This is a genomic window from Acidovorax sp. ACV02 (assembly GCF_014851475.1).
Taxonomy (GTDB): domain Bacteria; phylum Pseudomonadota; class Gammaproteobacteria; order Burkholderiales; family Burkholderiaceae_C; genus Acidovorax; species Acidovorax delafieldii.
On record NZ_JACUZU010000002.1, the window covers coordinates 648,965 to 665,757 of the forward strand.

A 16,793-nucleotide genomic window follows, 5' to 3' on the forward strand; every position below is an offset into this window, starting at 1 on the left:
CTGTCCTGTTCGGGGTGGGGTTTCAGGCGCCGGGCTTGAGGATGCCCGGTGCCGTGTCGTCGTGCAAGGCCGTGACGAGCGCATCGCGGTGCTTGAGCACGGCACGCTGGTTGACGGAGCCCTTGTCGGTGATCTCGCCCTTGTCGATGGAGGGCGGCTCTGCCATCAGCAGCGCACGGGCCACGCGGCTGGCGCTGCCGGTGGCTTCGCGGGCCAACCCGTCCAGCACCGCCTCGATGCGCTGGCGCACGGCGGGGTGGGCCACCACGTCGGCCCAGGGGACGTCCGGGCCCAGACCGGCGACTTCGCGGCAGGCGGGGGAGGGGAACAGCAGGGCGCCGACTTCCTTCATGTTCAGGCCGGTGAGCACCACGTCCTGGATGTAGGGGGCGCCCGCCACGATGATCTTGGCGCGCATGGGGCCCACGCTCACGAAGGTGCCGGTGGAGAGCTTGAAGTCCTCGGCAATGCGGCCGTCAAACGCCAGGCCCCGGTGGATGTTGTTCTCGTCGATCCACTTCACGGCGTCGCCGGTGCACAGGTAGCCTTCGTCGTCAAACGCGTCGCGCGTGGCGGCGTCGGAGCGCCAGTAGCCGGGCGTGACGTTGGGGCCGCGGTAGCGCACCTCGGTCTTGCCGTCCACCTCCACCAGCTTGAGCACCATGCCGGGCACGGGCGCGCCGATGTGGCCGGAGCGCACGTCGGGGCTGTTGCAGAACATGGCCGAGGGGGCGGATTCGGTCATGCCCAGGCCCGTGCACATCACGATGCGCTCGCCAATGGCGGCTTCTTGCGTGGCGTGCAGGCTGTCCCACACGGGCTGGGCCAGGCCGGCGCCCGAGTAGAAGAACAGGCGCACGCGCGACAGCAGGTTGGCGCGCAGCTGGGCGTCGGTCTTCATGGCCTCGGCAATCATTTCAAAGCCGGTGGGCACGTTGAAGTACACCGTGGGTGCGATCTCGCGCAGGTTGCGCAGGGTCTCGCCAATCAGTGCGGCCGTCGGCTTGCCATCGTCGATGTACAGCGTGCCGCCATGCATCATCGTGAGGCCGAAGTTGTGGTTGCTGCCGAAGGTGTGGTTCCACGGCAGCCAGTCCACCAGCACAGGCGGGGCCTCGGCCAGCACCGGCAGCGACAGCGAGATCTGCTGCAGGTTGGCGCACCACATGCGCTGGGTGTTGATGACCGGCTTGGGCATCTTGGTGGAGCCGCTGGTGAACAGGAACTTCACGATGGTGCCGGGGCCGGTGGAGTGCATGGCCGCGTCCACCGCCGGGGTGGCGGTGGTGTGGCGCAGGCTCTGGAAGGTGCCCACCTTGCGGCCCTCCAGCGCGCCCTGGGCCAGGATCACTTCGACATCGGCCGCCACGGTTGCTGCGATGGCCTTGCCGTAGCGTGCGCCGTCGGCGGCAAACACCAGGCCGGGGGTGAGGGTGTCGATGACGTGGCGCAGCTTGTCGTAGTCCTGGCTCACGGTGGCGTAGGCGGGCGACACGGGGCAGTAGGGCACACCGGCGTAGATGCAGCCCAGTGCCAGCAGGGCGTGTTCGACGGTGTTCTCGCTCAGCACCACCACCGGGCGCTCTGCGTTCAGGCCCCGGTCCAGCAGGGCCTGGCCGATGCTGCGCGCGGCGTCGAGCGCCTGGGCGTAGCTCACATGCTGCCATTCACCCGTCTTGCCGCCGGGCAGCTGTTCGCGGCGTGCCAGAAAGCTGTGGTCGGGCGTGGTCTCCGCCCAGTGCACCAGGTAGTCCGTCACGCGGCGGGCAAAGGCGCCCAGGGGCAGGTCCGCCTGCAGGTAACGCACGCCCGGTGCACCATCACGCAGGCTGACGCGGGTCACGCCGAAGGTCACGGGGCGGTAGCGGGCCGGGGCGAGGGGGGTGGAGAGGTCGCTCATAGGGGGTTCCAGCAGGGGCAAGGGGTGACTGGGGGCGGGCTCAGTCCTTGCGGACCTTGGCGGCGCGGCCTTCCAGGAAGTCGGCGAGGCGGGACTTGGCTTCAGGGGCGCTCTGGGCGATGGCGGCCATCATGGCTTCGGTGAAGAAGCCCTGGTCGGCGGGCTGCTCGGCAATGCGGGGCAGGGCGTGCATCAGCGCGTAGTTGGTCAGCGGCGCGTTCTGCGCCACGCGCACGGCCAGCTCGAAGGCCTTGTCAAAGGCCTGGCCTTCGGGCACGAGGTACTGGGCAAAGCCGACCTTCTCGCCGTCCTGCGCGTCGTAGACGCGGCCGGTGAGCATCATGTCCGTCATGCGCGCAGCGCCGATGAGCTTGGGGATGCGCACCGCGCCGCCGCCGCCCACGAAGATGCCGCGCGAGCCCTCGGGCAGCGCATAGAAGGTGGATTCGTCGGCCACACGGATGTGACAGGCGCTGGCCAGCTCCAGCCCGCCGCCCACCACGGCGCCATGCAGCGCAGCGATGACCGGCACGGGGCCGTACTGCACACGCTCCAGCGCGGCGTGCCACATGCGTGAGTGGTGCAGGCCCTGGCCGGCGTCGCGCTCTTTGAGCTCCGACAGGTCCAGCCCGGCGCAGAAATGGGGGCCGTCGCCATCGATGACGGCCGCGCGCACGGTGCTGGGCATTTTCTCGAACAGGTCGCGCAGCGCGAGGATCAGGCCGTCGTTCAGCGCGTTGCGCTTGGCCGCGCGGGTCAGGCGGATCACGGCCACTTCCTGGTGGTCGCCGCGCAGCTCGAAATGGATGTCTGGATGGGTCATAGAGGCTTTCGTGTTGGTTGAATTGTGGTTATAGTTCATAACCAATTCAAGCAAGCCAAGCCCGTTTTTTATTGGTGTTTACCCTTGATCTGCGTCACGCGCCGTGGCGCATGCTGGGGGTTTGACGCTGCACCGGCGGGCGCCAACCCAGGAGACACGCATGGACCACGCCAATCTGATCGCCATCGACATCCACACCCACGCCGAGGTGAGCTGCTGGAACCCGTTTGACAACTACGGCGAGGAGTACGACCGCGCCGCCGACAAGTACTTCAAGAACGGCCGCCGCCCCACCATTGCCGAGACGGTGGCCTACTACCGCGAGCAGAAGATTGGCCTGGTGATGTTCACGGTGGACGCCGAGTCCAAGATGGGCCGCCGCCGCATCCCCAACGAAGAGATCGCCGAGGCCGCCAAGGCCAACAGCGACATGATGACGGCCTTCGCCAGCATCGACCCCCACAAGGGCAAGATGGGCGCGCGCGAAGCCCGCCGCCTGATCGAGGAGTTCGGCATCAAGGGCTTCAAGTTCCATCCCACGGTGCAGGCCTACCACCCCTACGACAAGATGGCCTGGCCTATCTATGAGGTGATCGCCGAATACGGCATGCCCGCCATCTTTCACACCGGCCACAGCGGCATCGGCAGCGGCATGCGCTGCGGCGGTGGCCTGCGGCTGGAGTACAGCAACCCCATGCACCTGGACGATGTGGCCATCGACTTCCCTGACATGCAGATCGTCATGGCCCACCCCAGCTTTCCGTGGCAGGACGAGGCGCTGTCGGTCGCCACGCACAAGCCCAATGTCTGGATCGACCTGTCGGGCTGGAGTCCCAAGTATTTTCCCAAGCAGCTGGTGCAGTACGCCAACACGCTGCTGAAGGACCGCGTGCTGTTCGGCAGCGACTACCCGCTGATCACCCCCGAGCGCTGGATGAAGGACTTTCAGGAAGCGGGCTTCAAGCCCGAGGTGATGCCCGGCATCCTGAAGGGCAACGCGGTGCGCTTGCTGGGGCTGGACAAGGCCCCGGCAGCGCCAGCCGCCTGATACGCACCCAGGCCTCTTGTGGCCGGCTGAGCGGCCGCTGGATCAGTCGTAGACTTTTTGCAGCAGCCGGATCAGCGTCTTGCGCTCGGCCGCCGTCAGGCGGTTGGTGGCGTCTTCTTCCAGTTGCGCGGCCGTCTGCTCGGCCTGCGTCGTCAGTTCCACCCCGGCGGGCGTCAGGTGCACGCCCATGGCGCGCCCATCGCTCGGGTGTGGGCGCCGCTCGATCAGGCCGCGCCGTTCCAGCGCGGCAATCAAGCCCACCATGTTGGGCGGCAGCACGCTGAGCGTGGCGCACAGCTGGCGCGAGGTGATGCCCGGGTTGTGCGCCACCAGCGACAGTACCGAGAAATCCACCACCTTCAGGTCGTACACGGCCATGCGTTCCATGAACACGGCAATGATGGACAGCGCCGCGCGCCGCGTGTTGTAGCCCACCAGCGTGCGCAAAAAGCCGGTGTCCACGGGCTCGTTGGCGGGGGCTGCGGTGTCTGTGGGGGCGGGGACCGACGGGGATTTCTTGGGGGAGCGGACGCTGGACATGGGGGGAGATTGTGCCGGGCGCCCGGGCCCCTGCGGCCGGTGTGCAGCGCCCGCTGGGGGCTGCGCACCCTCTTTTTGATCAAAATCAGCCGCAGGCGCTAGTGATACATGCGCCAGGTGCTATCAATTTGATATCTGCGTGCATCGAGGCGCTGATGTGCCTGCGGGCAACCAGCGCCCCTCACACCGGGCTGCGCAGTACGCGGCGGTATTGCACGGCCTCGGCGACATGGCTGACCTCGGTGGTGGGCGCGCCCGCCAGGTCGGCGATGGTGCGCGCCACCTTCAGCGCCCGGTGCGTGCTGCGGGCCGACCAGCCCAGGCGCGCGGCAGCGGTGTTGAGGAACTTGGCGGCCGCATCGTCCAGGTGCAGGTGGGCGTCGATGGCCTGCCCCTGCAGCGCCTGGTTGGTGCTGCCCTGGCGCGCCAGCGCCTTGGCGCGGGCCTGCTCCACCCGGGCGCGGATGCTGGCGGTGGACTCGCCCGCAGCCGCCTGCACCAGCTGCTCGGCGGGCAGGGCGGGCACCTCCACATGCAAGTCGATGCGGTCCAGCAGCGGGCCGCTGAGCTTGGCCTGGTAGCGGTGCACCTGGTCGGGCGTGCAGCGGCAGGCGCGCTGCGTGGAGCCCAGAAAGCCGCAGGGGCACGGATTCATCGCCGCGATCATCTGGAACCGGGCCGGAAACTCCGCGCGTTGTGCTGCCCGGGCGATGGTGATGTGGCCGGTCTCCAGCGGCTCGCGCAGAGCCTCCAATGCGGCGCGCGGGAATTCCGGCAGCTCGTCGAGGAAGAGCACGCCCTGGTGGGCCAGCGAGATCTCGCCCGGCCGGGGTGGCGAGCCACCACCCACCAGCGCCACCGCGCTGGCCGTGTGGTGGGGCTGGCCGGTGGGGCGCACGCCAAAAGCCTCGGGCCGAAAGCGCCCCGCCAGGCTGGCAATGGCGGCGCTCTCCAGCGCTTCATCCACCGTCATCGCGGGCAGCAGCCCGGCAAAACGCTGCGCCAGCATCGACTTGCCCGAGCCGGGTGGCCCGGCCATCAGCACGCTGTGGCCGCCAGCCGCCGCAATCTCCAGTGCGCGCTTGGCGCCCGCCTGGCCCTTCACGTCGGCCATGTCGGGCCCGGTGGTGCTGGCGGTGAGCGCGGTGGCCTGCAGGCGGGTCCAGCCGTCGTTGGCCACGTCGGCATCGCCACCGGCCGTGCTGCCGGGTGGCAGGAATGCCCGCACCACATCCAGCAGGTGCCGCGCACGCACCACGCGCGCGGCGGGCACCAGGGCGGCCTCTTCGGCGCTGCCGGGCGGCAGCACCAGCTGGGCGTCAATCTGCTGGGTCTGCAGGGCCAGGCTGGTGGCCAGCGCGCCGCGCACGGGGCGCAGCTCGCCGGACAGCGACAGCTCGCCCGCAAACTCGTAGCCTGCCAGGCGGCTGGCGTCCACCTGACCGCTGGCGGCGAGGATGCCCAGCGCAATCGGCAGATCGAAGCGGCCCGAATCCTTGGGCAGGTCGGCGGGGGCCAGGTTGACGGTGATGCGCTTGTTCGACGGGAACTCCAGCCCCGCGTTCTGCAGCGCGGAGCGCACGCGTTCGCGGGCTTCTTTCACCTCCACCTCGGCCAGCCCGACCAGCGTGAAGCTGGGCAAACCGTTGGCCAGATGCACTTCGACGGTGACTGCAGGCGCCTGCAGCCCCAGAAGGGCGCGGCTTTGCACCAAAGCAAGACTCATGAAGCGATTTCTCCCCAGATGGGTGCGTTTTGTGGTTTTTTAGCGCGGCCTGTTGGGTGTCTGCACCAGTTGGGTGCAACATGCCGGACGCGGTCACCGCCACTGTACTGGGGATTGTTGTAACGCAACGCAACCGTGCAGCGCGCCGTGCACCTTGGTGTGGCACGGTCCGTGCTTAAAGCGCTTGTCCCTACTTTGTCCAACCGGAGGAAACATGACCCGCGCCATCATCAAGACCCTGGGCGTTGCCCTTGTTGCAACCTTTCCCATGCTGGCCAGCGCCCAGCTCACCGCCAACGTCAGCCTGACCACGAACTACAAGTTCCGTGGCCAGGACCAGGACACGTCCAAGGTCAAGGCCGTCAAGCCCGCACTGCAAGGCGGCTTTGACTACACCTTCGGCGAAACCGGCTTCTACGTGGGCAACTGGAACTCCAGCGTCAACTGGCTGTCCGGCAACTCGCTCGAATCCGACATCTACGGCGGCTACAAGTTCAAGGCCGGTGACGTGGACCTGGACGTGGGCCTGCTGACCTACATCTACCCCGGCAACAGCGCGGGCAACACCACCGAAGTCTATGGTGCTGCCACCTTCGGCCCCGTGACGGCCAAGTACTCGCACACCCTGTCCAAGGACTACTTTGCCTACGCAGGTCCTGGCATGAAGGGCCGCAACACCGGCTACCTGAACCTGGCGTTTGCCCAGGAAGTGGCCCCCAGCACCACGCTGAAGGCGTCGGTCGGCTTCACCCGCTTTGGTGGTGACATCACGGCCCCCAACTTCATGGACTACAGCCTGGGCGGTTCGTACGACTTCGGCGGCGGCGTGTCCCTCGGCGCTGCCGTGGTTGGCGCCACCAAGAAGGCCTTCTACGGCCCGGTCAACAAGTCGCGCGTGATCGTCACGCTCACCAAAACCCTGTAAGTCTCAATGGGCGCCGGTGGCGCCCATTCCGGAGGAACTGAAAATGAAAATGGTGACAGCCATCATCAAGCCCTTCAAGCTCGACGAAGTGCGCGAAGCGCTCTCCGACATCGGCGTGCAAGGCATCACGGTGACCGAAGTCAAGGGCTTTGGCCGCCAGAAGGGCCACACCGAGCTGTACCGCGGTGCAGAGTATGTGGTGGACTTTCTTCCCAAGGTCAAGATCGAGGCCGCCGTGGCCGACGACCTGGTGGACCGCGTGATCGAGTCCATCGAGACCGCAGCGCGCACCGGCAAGATCGGTGACGGCAAGATTTTCGTGACCCACCTGGAGCAGGTGGTGCGCATCCGCACTGGCGAAACCGGCAAGGAAGCCCTGTAAGGGCGAGGCCGCATCCCATACAAGAAGAGAAACGCCATGAAAAAACTGCTTGCTTCCTTCATTCTGGGGCTGAGTCTGCTATCCGGCGGATCGGCTGTCCTCGCCCAGGCGCCCGCCACGGCAGAGGCCTCGGCACCCGCTGCGGCTGCACCAGCGGCTGAAGCCCCTGCTGCCCCTGCCGCAGCGGCTGCACCGGCTGCTGCTGCCGCCGCTGCGCCTGCAGCGCCCGCCGCAGAAGCGCCTGCTCCTGTCCCCAACAAGGGTGACACCGCGTGGATGATGACCTCCACCATCCTCGTGATCCTGATGGTCCTGCCCGGCCTGGCGCTGTTCTACGGCGGCCTGGTGCGCAGCAAGAACATGCTGTCCGTGCTGATGCAGGTGATGGTCACGTTCTCGCTGATCGTGGTGCTGTGGTTCATCTACGGCTACAGCCTGGCCTTCACCGAAGGCGGTGCCTTCATCGGTGGTTTCGACCGGCTGTTCATGAAGGGCATCTGGGACAACGCCGCAGGCACGTTTGCCAACGCGGCCACGTTCAGCAAGGGTGTCGTGATTCCGGAAGTGGTGTTTGCCGCCTTCCAGGCCACGTTCGCCGGCATCACCTGCGCCCTGATCGTCGGTGCGTTCGCAGAGCGCATCAAGTTCAGCGCCGTCATGCTGTTCATGGTCCTGTGGTTCACGTTCAGCTACCTGCCGATCGCCCACATGGTGTGGTTCTGGATGGGTCCTGATGCCTACGCCTCCAAGGAAGTGGCCGACGCCATGACCAGCAAGGCAGGCCAGATCTGGCAGTGGGGTGCTCTGGACTTCGCTGGCGGTACCGTGGTGCACATCAACGCCGCTGTGGCGGGCCTGGTGGGTGCGTTCATGGTGGGCAAGCGCATTGGTTACGGCAAGGAAGCCATGGCGCCTCACAGCCTGACGCTGACCATGGTCGGTGCCTCGCTGCTGTGGGTGGGCTGGTTCGGTTTCAACGCCGGCTCTGCCCTGGAAGCCAACGGTTTTGCAGCCCTGGCCTTCATCAACACGCTGGTGGCTACCGCTGCTGCCGTGCTGGCATGGTGCATGGGTGAAGCGCTGATGCGCGGCAAGGCTTCGATGCTGGGTGCGGCGTCGGGTGCCGTGGCGGGCCTGGTGGCCATCACGCCGGCTGCAGGCAACGTCGGTATCGGCGGTGCGCTGGTCATCGGTCTGGTGGGTGGTTTTGCCTGCCTGTGGGGTGTGAACGGCCTCAAGAAGCTGCTGGGTGCAGACGACTCGCTCGATGTGTTCGGCGTGCACGGCATCGGCGGTATCGTGGGTGCGCTGCTGACCGGCGTGTTCAACTCCCCCAGCCTGGGTGGCCCCGGCTTCGTGGCGGACTGGGTGACGGCGACCGGTGTGACGGCTGCTGACTACTCCATCGCTGCCCAGGTGTGGACACAGGCCAAGGCCGTGCTGCTGACCATCGTGTGGTCAGGCGTGGTGTCCTTCGTGGCCTACAAGGTGGTTGACCTGACGGTGGGCCTGCGTGTCTCGGAAGAAGACGAACGCGAAGGTCTGGACATCACCTCGCACGGCGAAACGGCGTACAACCGCTGATCGCTCTGCGCCCTACGCGCCGCGGTGTCTGGTGGCACCGTGACGTCGCAATAAGAACAAGCGAGTTACTCCTCTGGTTACTTCAGCCCGCCGACCACCGGCGGGCTTTTTTCGTACCGGTGGGTGACGCGTGTGGGACTGGCGCGCCAGGGGGCCAAAGGCCCCATGGCATCCGCCAGTCCTTTGCACGTCCGCTGTTCAAAAAATTCACGCCCCCTGCATGCCGTGCGGCGGACCGCTGCCGCTACGATGCACGGATGGACTTTTCCCTCGCCCCGATCACTGAGCGCGTGCGCGCTGCCGCCGCCGACCAGACCCCGTTGCGCATCCGTGGCGGGGGCACCAAGGACTTCCATGGCCTGGCGCTGCACGGCGAGGTGCTGGACACCCGGGTGCTGCGTGGCATCGTGAGCTACGAGCCCAGCGAGCTGGTCGTCACCGTGCGGTCCGGCACCACGCTGGCCGAGCTGGAGGCCGCGCTGGCCGAACAAGGCCAGTGCCTGCCCTTTGAACCCCCGCATTTCGCCAAGACCCCTGCAGACGCCGCCACCGTGGGTGGCATGGTGGCGGCCGGCCTGTCCGGCCCGGCACGTGCCAGCGTGGGGGCGGTGCGTGACTATCTGTTGGGCGTGACCCTGCTCAACGGCAAGGCCGAGTTGCTGACCTTTGGCGGCCAAGTCATGAAGAACGTGGCGGGCTATGACGTGGCGCGCCTCATGGCCGGTGCCTGGGGCACGCTGGGCCTGCTGACGGAGGTGAGCCTCAAGGTGCTGCCCGTGGCGCCCGGCGAGGCCACACTCCGGTTCGAGGGCATCAACCAGGCCGATGCGTTGCGCAAGCTGCACGCATGGGGCGGGCAGCCGCTACCCCTCAACGCCAGCTGCTGGGTGCAGGACGAAGGCGCAGGCACCCTGTATGTGCGCCTGCGCGGCGCCGTGGCGGCGGTGGAGGCCGCGTGCAAAACCATGGGTGGCACGCGCATGGACAACGCCACCGTGGCCGCTGACTGGACCGCCTGCCGCGAGCAGACCCTGCCGTGGTTCACCGACCGGGCCACGCGCCCTGACCACGCCCTATGGCGCCTGTCGGTGCCCGCCACCGCGCCGGTGCTGGCTTTGCCCGGCGGCGTGCAGCCACTGGTGGAATGGCATGGGGCGTTGCGCTGGGTGCAGGCCCCCGAGTCCGCCGGAGACGCGCTGCGCGAAGCCGCCCGGGCAGTGGGTGGGAGTGCTTCTCTTTTTGTAGCTGCCGAGGCAAATAAGTCCGGCGCTAGCGGTGCTTTTGACTTGCAATCCAAGGCGCTGGAGCAAATCCACGCCCGCCTCAAGCACAGCTTTGACCCTGCCGGCATCTTCAACCCCGGCCGCATGGCGCGGGCCTGGTAGGCAAGCCAACCCCCCCTCACAGCCACCACCGCCACCCTGGCCATGCGACGCCTTTTTCACCTCACCGGACACCACCGCACGGTTGCGAGCAACCAGGTGCTGGGCCTGCTGCTGGCGTTCAACGCCGGGGCGGTGAATGCCGGGGGGTTTCTGGTGGTGCACCTCTACACCTCGCACATGACGGGTTTCCTGTCGTCGCTGGCCGACAACCTGGTGCTGGGGCAGATGAAGCTGGTGCTGGGCGCCGTGGGCGCGCTCTGGGCCTTCATGTCGGGGGCGGGTACCACGGCCATCATGGTCAACTGGGCGCGCCAGCGCCGGCTGCGCAGCACCTACGCGCTGCCGCTGCTGCTGGAGTCCGTGCTCATGCTGCTGTTTGGCCTGGTGGGCGCCATCACCCTCAGCTGGCCCACGCCTTTTGCGGTGCCACTCACGGTGCTGCTGCTGTCCTTCATCATGGGACTGCAGAACGCCACGGTGACCAAGATGTCCTCGTCCCAGATCCGCACCACCCACATGACGGGCGTGGTGACCGACCTGGGCATCGAGATGGGCAAGATGCTCTACTGGAACCGCACGGGCACTGCGCCCGAATCGCAGGTGCGTGCCAACCAGGCCCGGCTGCGGCTGTTTGCCGGGCTGGTGGGCATGTTTCTGGTGGGCGGCATTGCGGGGGCTGCGGGCTTCAAGCACGTGGGCTTTGTGTTTGTGGTGCCGCTGGCGCTGGTGCTGCTGGCCTTGTCGCTGCCCCCGCTGTGGGCCGACCGCGCCAGGCTGCGCCGCCCGTTGCGCAAGCCCTCGGTGCCGGCCGCGCCGGGCGACCCCAGCTTGGCCCCGCCAGCGGACCCACCGGCCGCGCGCTGACCAACCTCCGCCGAAATTTTTGTCTCTTCGCCCAGGCTGCACCCCATGCAAACCCAGCTCTCCCCCGAATACCGCGCCCGCGCCGATGGCCTGGAGGCCGAATCCATCCTGCGCAAATGTGTGCACTGCGGCTTTTGCACCGCCACCTGCCCCACCTACCAGCTGCTGGGCGACGAGCTGGACGGCCCGCGCGGCCGTATCTACCTCATCAAGCAGGTGCTCGAAGGCGCCGAGCCCACGCGCAAGACCCAGATGCACCTGGACCGGTGCCTCACCTGCCGCAACTGCGAAAGCACCTGCCCGAGCGGCGTGCAATACGGCCACCTGGTGGACATCGGTCGCAAGATCGTCGATGAAAAAGTGCCCCGCCCCGTGGGCGAAAAAGCCCTGCGCTGGGCACTGAAGGAGGGCCTGCCTTCGCCGCTGTTCGCCCCTGCCATGAAGGCCGGGCAAATGGTGCGCGGCCTGCTGCCCGAGGCGCTGAAGGCCAAGGTGCCCGCACCGCAGGATGCTGGCGCCTGGCCCACGCGTGAACATGCGCGCAAGGTGCTCATGCTGGCGGGCTGCGTGCAACCGGCCATGATGCCGAACATCAACACGGCCACCGCCCGCGTGCTCGACGCGGTAGGCATCCAGACCGTGATCGCATCCAAGGCGGGCTGCTGCGGCGCCGTCAAATTCCACCTCAACGACCAGGCTGGCGGCATGGCAGAGATGCGCGCCAACATCGACGCCTGGTGGCCGCTGGTGGCCGCAGGTGGGGTCGAGGCCATCGTCATGAACGCCTCGGGCTGCGGCGTCACCGTCAAGGAATACGGTCACATCCTGAAGGACGACCCACAGTACGCGACCAAGGCCGAACGCATCAGTAGCCTCACGCGCGACCTGTCGGAGCTGCTGCCCGCCCTGCTGCCCGAGCTGGCCGCCAAGCTGCAGGGCCGTGTGAACCAGCCGGACACTCTGTACGCCTACCACCCCCCTTGCACGCTCCAGCACGGTCAGAAGCTGCGCGGCGGGGTGGAGGTGCACCTGAACCAGCTGGGTTTCAAACTGCGCACCGCGCGCAACGATGCCCACCTATGCTGCGGGTCGGCCGGCACGTATTCGGTGCTCAACCCCGACCTGTCGTACCAGCTGCGCGACCGCAAGCTGGGTGTGCTCGGCGAGGCCTTCGGCAACCAGCCGCCCGACATGATCCTGTCGGCCAACATCGGCTGCATCACGCATCTGCAAAGCGGCACGGGGACGCCTGTGCGGCACTGGGTGGAGGTGCTGGACGAGGCGCTGCGCACGGGTTGAGGGCGCGTTGGGCGAGATGCCGAACCCTCCCGGCGTGCGCCGGAATCCGGCCCATTTGGTGCCTGTAGCCCCGAGGCTGGCATGATCGAGGGTTTTGTCGCCTCTCATTTGCCCCCGAACTGCACCGCCATGACCGACTCCGTGTCCGCACAAGAACAACCCCAAACCGCACCCGTAGCGCCTGCTGCTCCCCAGGCAGCGCCTGTGCCGACCGAGGCTGCTGCGGTCGCTGTGGCGGCCTCTGAACCTGCTGCGTTGGCCGAAGCCGGCGCGCCCCAGCGGCGCCAGGACGGCTCGCGCCGGGGTGGTCGCAACCGCCGCAAACCCGAAGGGCGCCAGGCGCCGCAGGGCAGTGCTAGCGCCGATGGGGCTGCAGACGCTGCAGCGCCCGCAGGTGGCCCGGGCGCAGGCACGCGCGCGCCGCAGCGCGTGCACCCCGCGCTGGAGCAGCTGGCAGGGCTCTACCCCCACCTGTTTGGCGCCGTGTTCCGTCCGCTCAAGCGCGGCATCTTCCAGGACATCCTGGCGGCCCACCCCGAGCTGTTCGAGCGCGAGGCGCTCAAGGTGGCGCTGGGCCTGCACACCCGCTCCACGCGCTATCTGCAAAGCGTGGCGGCAGGCGACAAGCGCCACGACCTGCAGGGCCAGCCTGTGGAAGACATGGCCCCCGAGCATGTGCACCATGCGCTGCTGGAGGTCTACCGCCGCAAGAAGGCGCGTGCCACCGAAGACCTGCTGCCCAAGTTGCGCAACCGCATGATGGCCGCGTTCGAGGCCTCGGGCCTCACGCGCGAGGCATATACCCAACTGGTGTTGAGCCGCGACGAAGCTGCCAACGCCATCCTCGAAGAAGCCTTTGCCGAATGGTCGGCCCGCAACGCCAAGGATGAAGCCTTGCTGCGCGCCTTTGAGGCCAGCGGCCAGACCCTGGACGCCTTTGCCGATATGTACGGCATGGTGCCCCGCACAGTGGGGCAGCAGCTGGAGCGCGCCCGCCGGCGGGCGGCTGCTGCAGCGGCTGCGGTATCTGCTGCTCCCGCCGTGGAGCCTGGCGACTCCGCCGCCGCAGCCTGACCGGCCCGTGCTGAGCTGGGGGCGGCACAACGCTCCCTCTGCCCTCGCTGGTCATGGCGTGCTGGCAGCGGCTTCCGTCATCTTCTCGTCGGCCGAGATGGGGCCCTGCGGCGTGGCTCCGTCTGCGTCGGCGCGTGTCACGGCTTGTTGCAATGCTGCAGACAGGCTACTGACACCATGTTGTCAGCAGCCGGGCTGCACCATGCCGGGCCCGACACAGAGAGGAGCTTGACCATGACAACAACCCCCACCATGACCCCGGTTGCCGCGTTTCATGTCACTGGACTGACGGTACGCACCCGCAACCGCGACGAGATGGACCCCGCCACCGCCCGCATTGGAGGTCTCTGGGACCGCTTTTTCAGCCAGAGCTGGGAGCGCAACCTGCCCGGTCGTGGTGAGGATGGCCGCATCTTCGGCGTCTACAGCGGCTACGAATCCGACGAACATGGCGCCTTTGATGTCACCGCTGGCGTGGCCGTGCCACCGCCAGTCACCTCGGTGCCAGGGGCTGTGCAGATCGCGGTGCAGGCGGGCGACTATCTGGTGTTCCACGGCCACGGCACAATGCCGCAGATGGTGATCGATGCCTGGGGCGAGGTCTGGCGCTACTTTGCGGCCCACCCGCAAGTGCCACGGCGCTTTGGCACCGATTTCGAGCTGTATGAAGGCTCGGACCGCGTGGCCATCCATATCGGCATCGCCCCCAGTGCGCCCCGCGCATGACCTGAACGAACCAGGAGCCTCCATGAACACATCTTCTGCCGCCCTGACGTTCTACACCCATCCCATGTCCCGAGGCCGTACCGCGCGCTGGATGCTGGAAGAGTGTGGTGTGCCCTACGACACCGTGCTGCTTGAATACGGCACCACCATGAAGGCTCCCGACTACCTGGCCATCAACCCCATGGGCAAGGTGCCTGCACTGCGGCACGGACAGGTGGTGGTCACCGAGGTGGCGGCCATCTGCGCCTACCTGGCCGACCTGTTTTCCGACAAATCGTTGGCGCCCCCTGTGGGGACACCTGCACGCGCTGCGTACTACCGCTGGCTGTTCTTTTGCGCCGGTCCGCTGGAGAGCGCCGCCACCGCCAAGGCGCTGAACCTGCTGGCACCCGCCGAACGGGCGGCCATGGTGGGCTACGGCAGCTACGCTGATGTGATGAACACCCTGGAGCAAGCCGTGAGCCAGGGCCCGCATCTGTGCTGCGACCACTTCACGGCCGTGGACCTGTATGTGGGCGCGCACCTGATCTGGGGCATGCAGTTCGGCACCATCGAACGCCGCCCCGCGTTCGAGCAGTTTGTGCAGCCGTTCAGGCAGCGCCCCGCGTTTGTGCGCGCCTCCCAGATCGACGACGCGCTGGCGCAGCAGAGCAAAGGCCATGGCTGAGTTCTGCGTGCTGACACTGCCCATCTGGTCGGCTGCAGCTCGCCCCGGGGGGCACGTTCATGCGCCGCGCTGACCGCCTGTTCCAGATCGTCCAGCTCATCCGGGGGCGGCGCCTGTCCACCGCCGCCTTCCTGGCCGAGCGGCTTGAAGTCTCGGCCCGCACCATCTACCGCGACGTGGCGGACCTCCAGCACCAGGGCGTGCCCATTGAGGGCGAAGCCGGTGTGGGCTACCGCCTGGGCGCGGGCTTCGATCTGCCGCCGCTGATGTTCAGCCAGGGTGAAGCCAATGCGCTGGTAGCTGCCGCCCGTCTGGCCCAAACCTGGCTGGATGCCGGGCTGGCCCGAGAGGTGGAAGGCGCCCTGGGCAAGATCCTGTCCGTGCTGCCCCCCGCCGCGCGCGTGGCGGCCGAGGCCCAGGCCCTGTATGCCCCGCCCGTCGGCCTGGACCCGCGCGCCCAGGCCACCCTGCAAGCCCTGCGCGAGGCAGTGCACAGCCGCCACGTGGTGCAGGTGGACTACGCCGACGTCAACGGCCGCCCCAGCCTGCGCCGCCTGCGCCCGCTGGGCTGCTTTTACTGGGGCAAGGTCTGGACACTGTCGGCCTGGTGCGAGCTGCGCAATGACTTTCGGGGTTTTCGCATCGACCGCATTTCTTCGATCACCGTGCTGGACGAGCAGTTCCGGCAGGAGCCCGGCAAGACCTTGGCGGACTTGCTGCGGAAGGTGGAGGGGGAGATGGAAGGGCGAGCGGTGGAGGGGGCGGCTGCGCCGGAACAAGCGCCGGCTGCAGACAGGGCTTGAGTCGATCACATTTGCACAATGCCACGATGAATCTCAGGTTGCAAAATCTGTCACCTCCGGTTTACCAGCGCCAGGCAACTAGCCGGGATGAGTTTGCGTTGGCGCGACTCTGGCGCAGAGCTTGGAGCTCAGCCAATCCGGCAGTGCGGGTGGTGGCGCCGTTGACCCATTGGCAAGAGCGTGTGAGGGCGGAGTTCGGCCCGCCTTGCGTCACGTTGATCCTCGAGCGTGATCAATCTCTGCTGGGCTTCATGGTGCTGGATCCAGCGCGCAACTACCTGCACCAATTGTTCGTAGCACCCCAGGTTCAAAGCCAGGGGCTTGGTGGTGCCCTGGTATTGGAAATCTGTCTAAGCCATTTCCCTGACGGGTGGACCTTGCATGTGGCCACTTCCAACCAGCGTGCACGGCAGTTCTATGCGCGCTGTGGGCTGGTGGAGGAGGAGGTCGATCTGAATCCGCAGACGGGTCGAGAGCGTGTGCTTTGCCGTTGGACTCCGCGGGAGTGCTGACGCGTCGCATGGGGCGCGCGCCGAGCTTCTCCGTTGGTGGGCATCATTAGCGCAGCGCCGCCTCAATATCCCCCGCCAGCTTCTTCGGCGCGTCCTGCGGCGCATAGCGGCGGATCACGCGGCCGTCCTTACCGACGAGGAACTTGGTGAAGTTCCACTTGATGGCCTTGCTGCCCAGCAGGCCCGGGGCTTCGGCGGTGAGCCACTGGTACAGGGGCGAGGCGTTGGCGCCGTTCACGTCGATCTTGGCCATCATCGGAAAGCTCACGCCGTAGTTGAGCTGGCAGAAGCTGGCGATCTCGTCGTTGCTGCCGGGGTCCTGGGCGCCGAACTGGTTGCAGGGGAAGCCCAGCACGACGAGGCCCTGGTCGGCGTATTCCTTGTGCAGTTCTTCCAGCCCGCCGAACTGGGGTGTGAAGCCGCAGGCGCTGGCGGTGTTCACGATGAGCAATATCTTGCCCCGGTATTGCGACAGGGGCACGGCCTGGCCGTTCATCTGCAGGGCTTCAAAGTCGTAGATGCTGGTGGACATGCG

At 67.3% G+C, this 16,793-nt stretch carries 17 protein-coding genes; 12 read left to right on the forward strand and 5 right to left on the reverse strand.

What is annotated here, in order from left to right; translation table 11 throughout:
- Window positions 1–22: 22 nt before the first annotated feature.
- Both IB236_RS06860 and IB236_RS06865 read right to left on the reverse strand, forming a co-directional pair.
- Window positions 23–1,900 (reverse strand): feruloyl-CoA synthase, encoded by a 1,878-nt coding sequence (locus IB236_RS06860; RefSeq protein WP_192419624.1) that lies wholly within the window; start codon window positions 1,898–1,900, stop codon window positions 23–25.
- Between the two features lie 40 nt (window positions 1,901–1,940).
- Complete coding sequence (locus tag IB236_RS06865) at window positions 1,941–2,723, reverse strand: crotonase/enoyl-CoA hydratase family protein (RefSeq protein WP_192419626.1); 783 nt, start codon at window positions 2,721–2,723, stop codon at window positions 1,941–1,943.
- A gap of 160 nt (window positions 2,724–2,883) precedes the next feature.
- On the opposite strand from IB236_RS06865, the gene IB236_RS06870 reads away from it, so the two are divergent.
- The gene (locus IB236_RS06870) at window positions 2,884–3,771 is read left to right on the forward strand and encodes an amidohydrolase family protein (RefSeq protein WP_056057215.1); all 888 of its coding nucleotides are present in this window, start codon (window positions 2,884–2,886) and stop codon (window positions 3,769–3,771) included.
- Between the two features lie 42 nt (window positions 3,772–3,813).
- Here the strand turns inward: IB236_RS06870 and IB236_RS06875 are convergent, their stop codons facing one another.
- Both IB236_RS06875 and IB236_RS06880 read right to left on the reverse strand, forming a co-directional pair.
- Window positions 3,814–4,311: a MarR family winged helix-turn-helix transcriptional regulator gene (locus IB236_RS06875; RefSeq protein WP_192419628.1), complete on the reverse strand. Its 498-nt coding sequence runs from the start codon at window positions 4,309–4,311 to the stop codon at window positions 3,814–3,816.
- A gap of 181 nt (window positions 4,312–4,492) precedes the next feature.
- Window positions 4,493–6,037, reverse strand: a complete 1,545-nt coding sequence (locus IB236_RS06880) for a YifB family Mg chelatase-like AAA ATPase (RefSeq protein ID WP_192419630.1) — start codon at window positions 6,035–6,037, stop codon at window positions 4,493–4,495.
- A 214-nt stretch (window positions 6,038–6,251) separates the two neighbouring features.
- Between IB236_RS06880 and IB236_RS06885 the strand changes: the two genes are divergently transcribed.
- The 11 genes from IB236_RS06885 to IB236_RS06935 all read left to right on the forward strand — a co-directional run bounded on the left by IB236_RS06885 (window position 6,252) and on the right by IB236_RS06935 (window position 16,258).
- Window positions 6,252–6,962: a TorF family putative porin gene (locus IB236_RS06885; RefSeq protein ID WP_192419633.1), complete on the forward strand. Its 711-nt coding sequence runs from the start codon at window positions 6,252–6,254 to the stop codon at window positions 6,960–6,962.
- A 43-nt stretch (window positions 6,963–7,005) separates the two neighbouring features.
- Window positions 7,006–7,344 (forward strand): P-II family nitrogen regulator, encoded by a 339-nt coding sequence (gene glnK, locus IB236_RS06890; protein WP_015012094.1) that lies wholly within the window; start codon window positions 7,006–7,008, stop codon window positions 7,342–7,344.
- Between the two features lie 36 nt (window positions 7,345–7,380).
- Window positions 7,381–8,928, forward strand: coding sequence for an ammonium transporter (amt, locus tag IB236_RS06895; RefSeq protein WP_121941679.1), 1,548 nt, complete (start codon window positions 7,381–7,383; stop codon window positions 8,926–8,928).
- A gap of 257 nt (window positions 8,929–9,185) precedes the next feature.
- Window positions 9,186–10,313, forward strand: coding sequence for a glycolate oxidase subunit GlcE (glcE, locus tag IB236_RS06900; protein WP_192419635.1), 1,128 nt, complete (start codon window positions 9,186–9,188; stop codon window positions 10,311–10,313).
- Window positions 10,314–10,355: 42 nt separating this feature from the next.
- A complete protein-coding gene (locus IB236_RS06905; RefSeq protein ID WP_192419637.1) occupies window positions 10,356–11,177 on the forward strand; it encodes a YoaK family protein in 822 nt (273 codons plus the stop codon).
- 45 nt (window positions 11,178–11,222) lie between these two features.
- Window positions 11,223–12,476, forward strand: a complete 1,254-nt coding sequence (gene glcF, locus IB236_RS06910) for a glycolate oxidase subunit GlcF (RefSeq protein ID WP_192419639.1) — start codon at window positions 11,223–11,225, stop codon at window positions 12,474–12,476.
- Window positions 12,477–12,605: 129 nt separating this feature from the next.
- Window positions 12,606–13,550: a ProQ/FINO family protein gene (locus IB236_RS06915; RefSeq protein WP_192419641.1), complete on the forward strand. Its 945-nt coding sequence runs from the start codon at window positions 12,606–12,608 to the stop codon at window positions 13,548–13,550.
- A 234-nt stretch (window positions 13,551–13,784) separates the two neighbouring features.
- Entirely contained in the window at window positions 13,785–14,276 is a 492-nt protein-coding gene (locus IB236_RS06920; protein ID WP_192419643.1) for a GyrI-like domain-containing protein, read from the forward strand.
- A 22-nt stretch (window positions 14,277–14,298) separates the two neighbouring features.
- Window positions 14,299–14,943, forward strand: a complete 645-nt coding sequence (locus IB236_RS06925; RefSeq protein ID WP_192419645.1) for a glutathione S-transferase family protein — start codon at window positions 14,299–14,301, stop codon at window positions 14,941–14,943.
- 59 nt (window positions 14,944–15,002) lie between these two features.
- Window positions 15,003–15,746, forward strand: coding sequence for a YafY family protein (locus IB236_RS06930; RefSeq protein ID WP_192419647.1), 744 nt, complete (start codon window positions 15,003–15,005; stop codon window positions 15,744–15,746).
- Between the two features lie 26 nt (window positions 15,747–15,772).
- Complete coding sequence (locus IB236_RS06935) at window positions 15,773–16,258, forward strand: GNAT family N-acetyltransferase (RefSeq protein WP_192419650.1); 486 nt, start codon at window positions 15,773–15,775, stop codon at window positions 16,256–16,258.
- 46 nt (window positions 16,259–16,304) lie between these two features.
- Here the strand turns inward: IB236_RS06935 and IB236_RS06940 are convergent, their stop codons facing one another.
- The gene (locus IB236_RS06940) at window positions 16,305–16,790 is read right to left on the reverse strand and encodes a glutathione peroxidase (RefSeq protein ID WP_192419652.1); all 486 of its coding nucleotides are present in this window, start codon (window positions 16,788–16,790) and stop codon (window positions 16,305–16,307) included.
- Window positions 16,791–16,793: the final 3 nt, after the last annotated feature.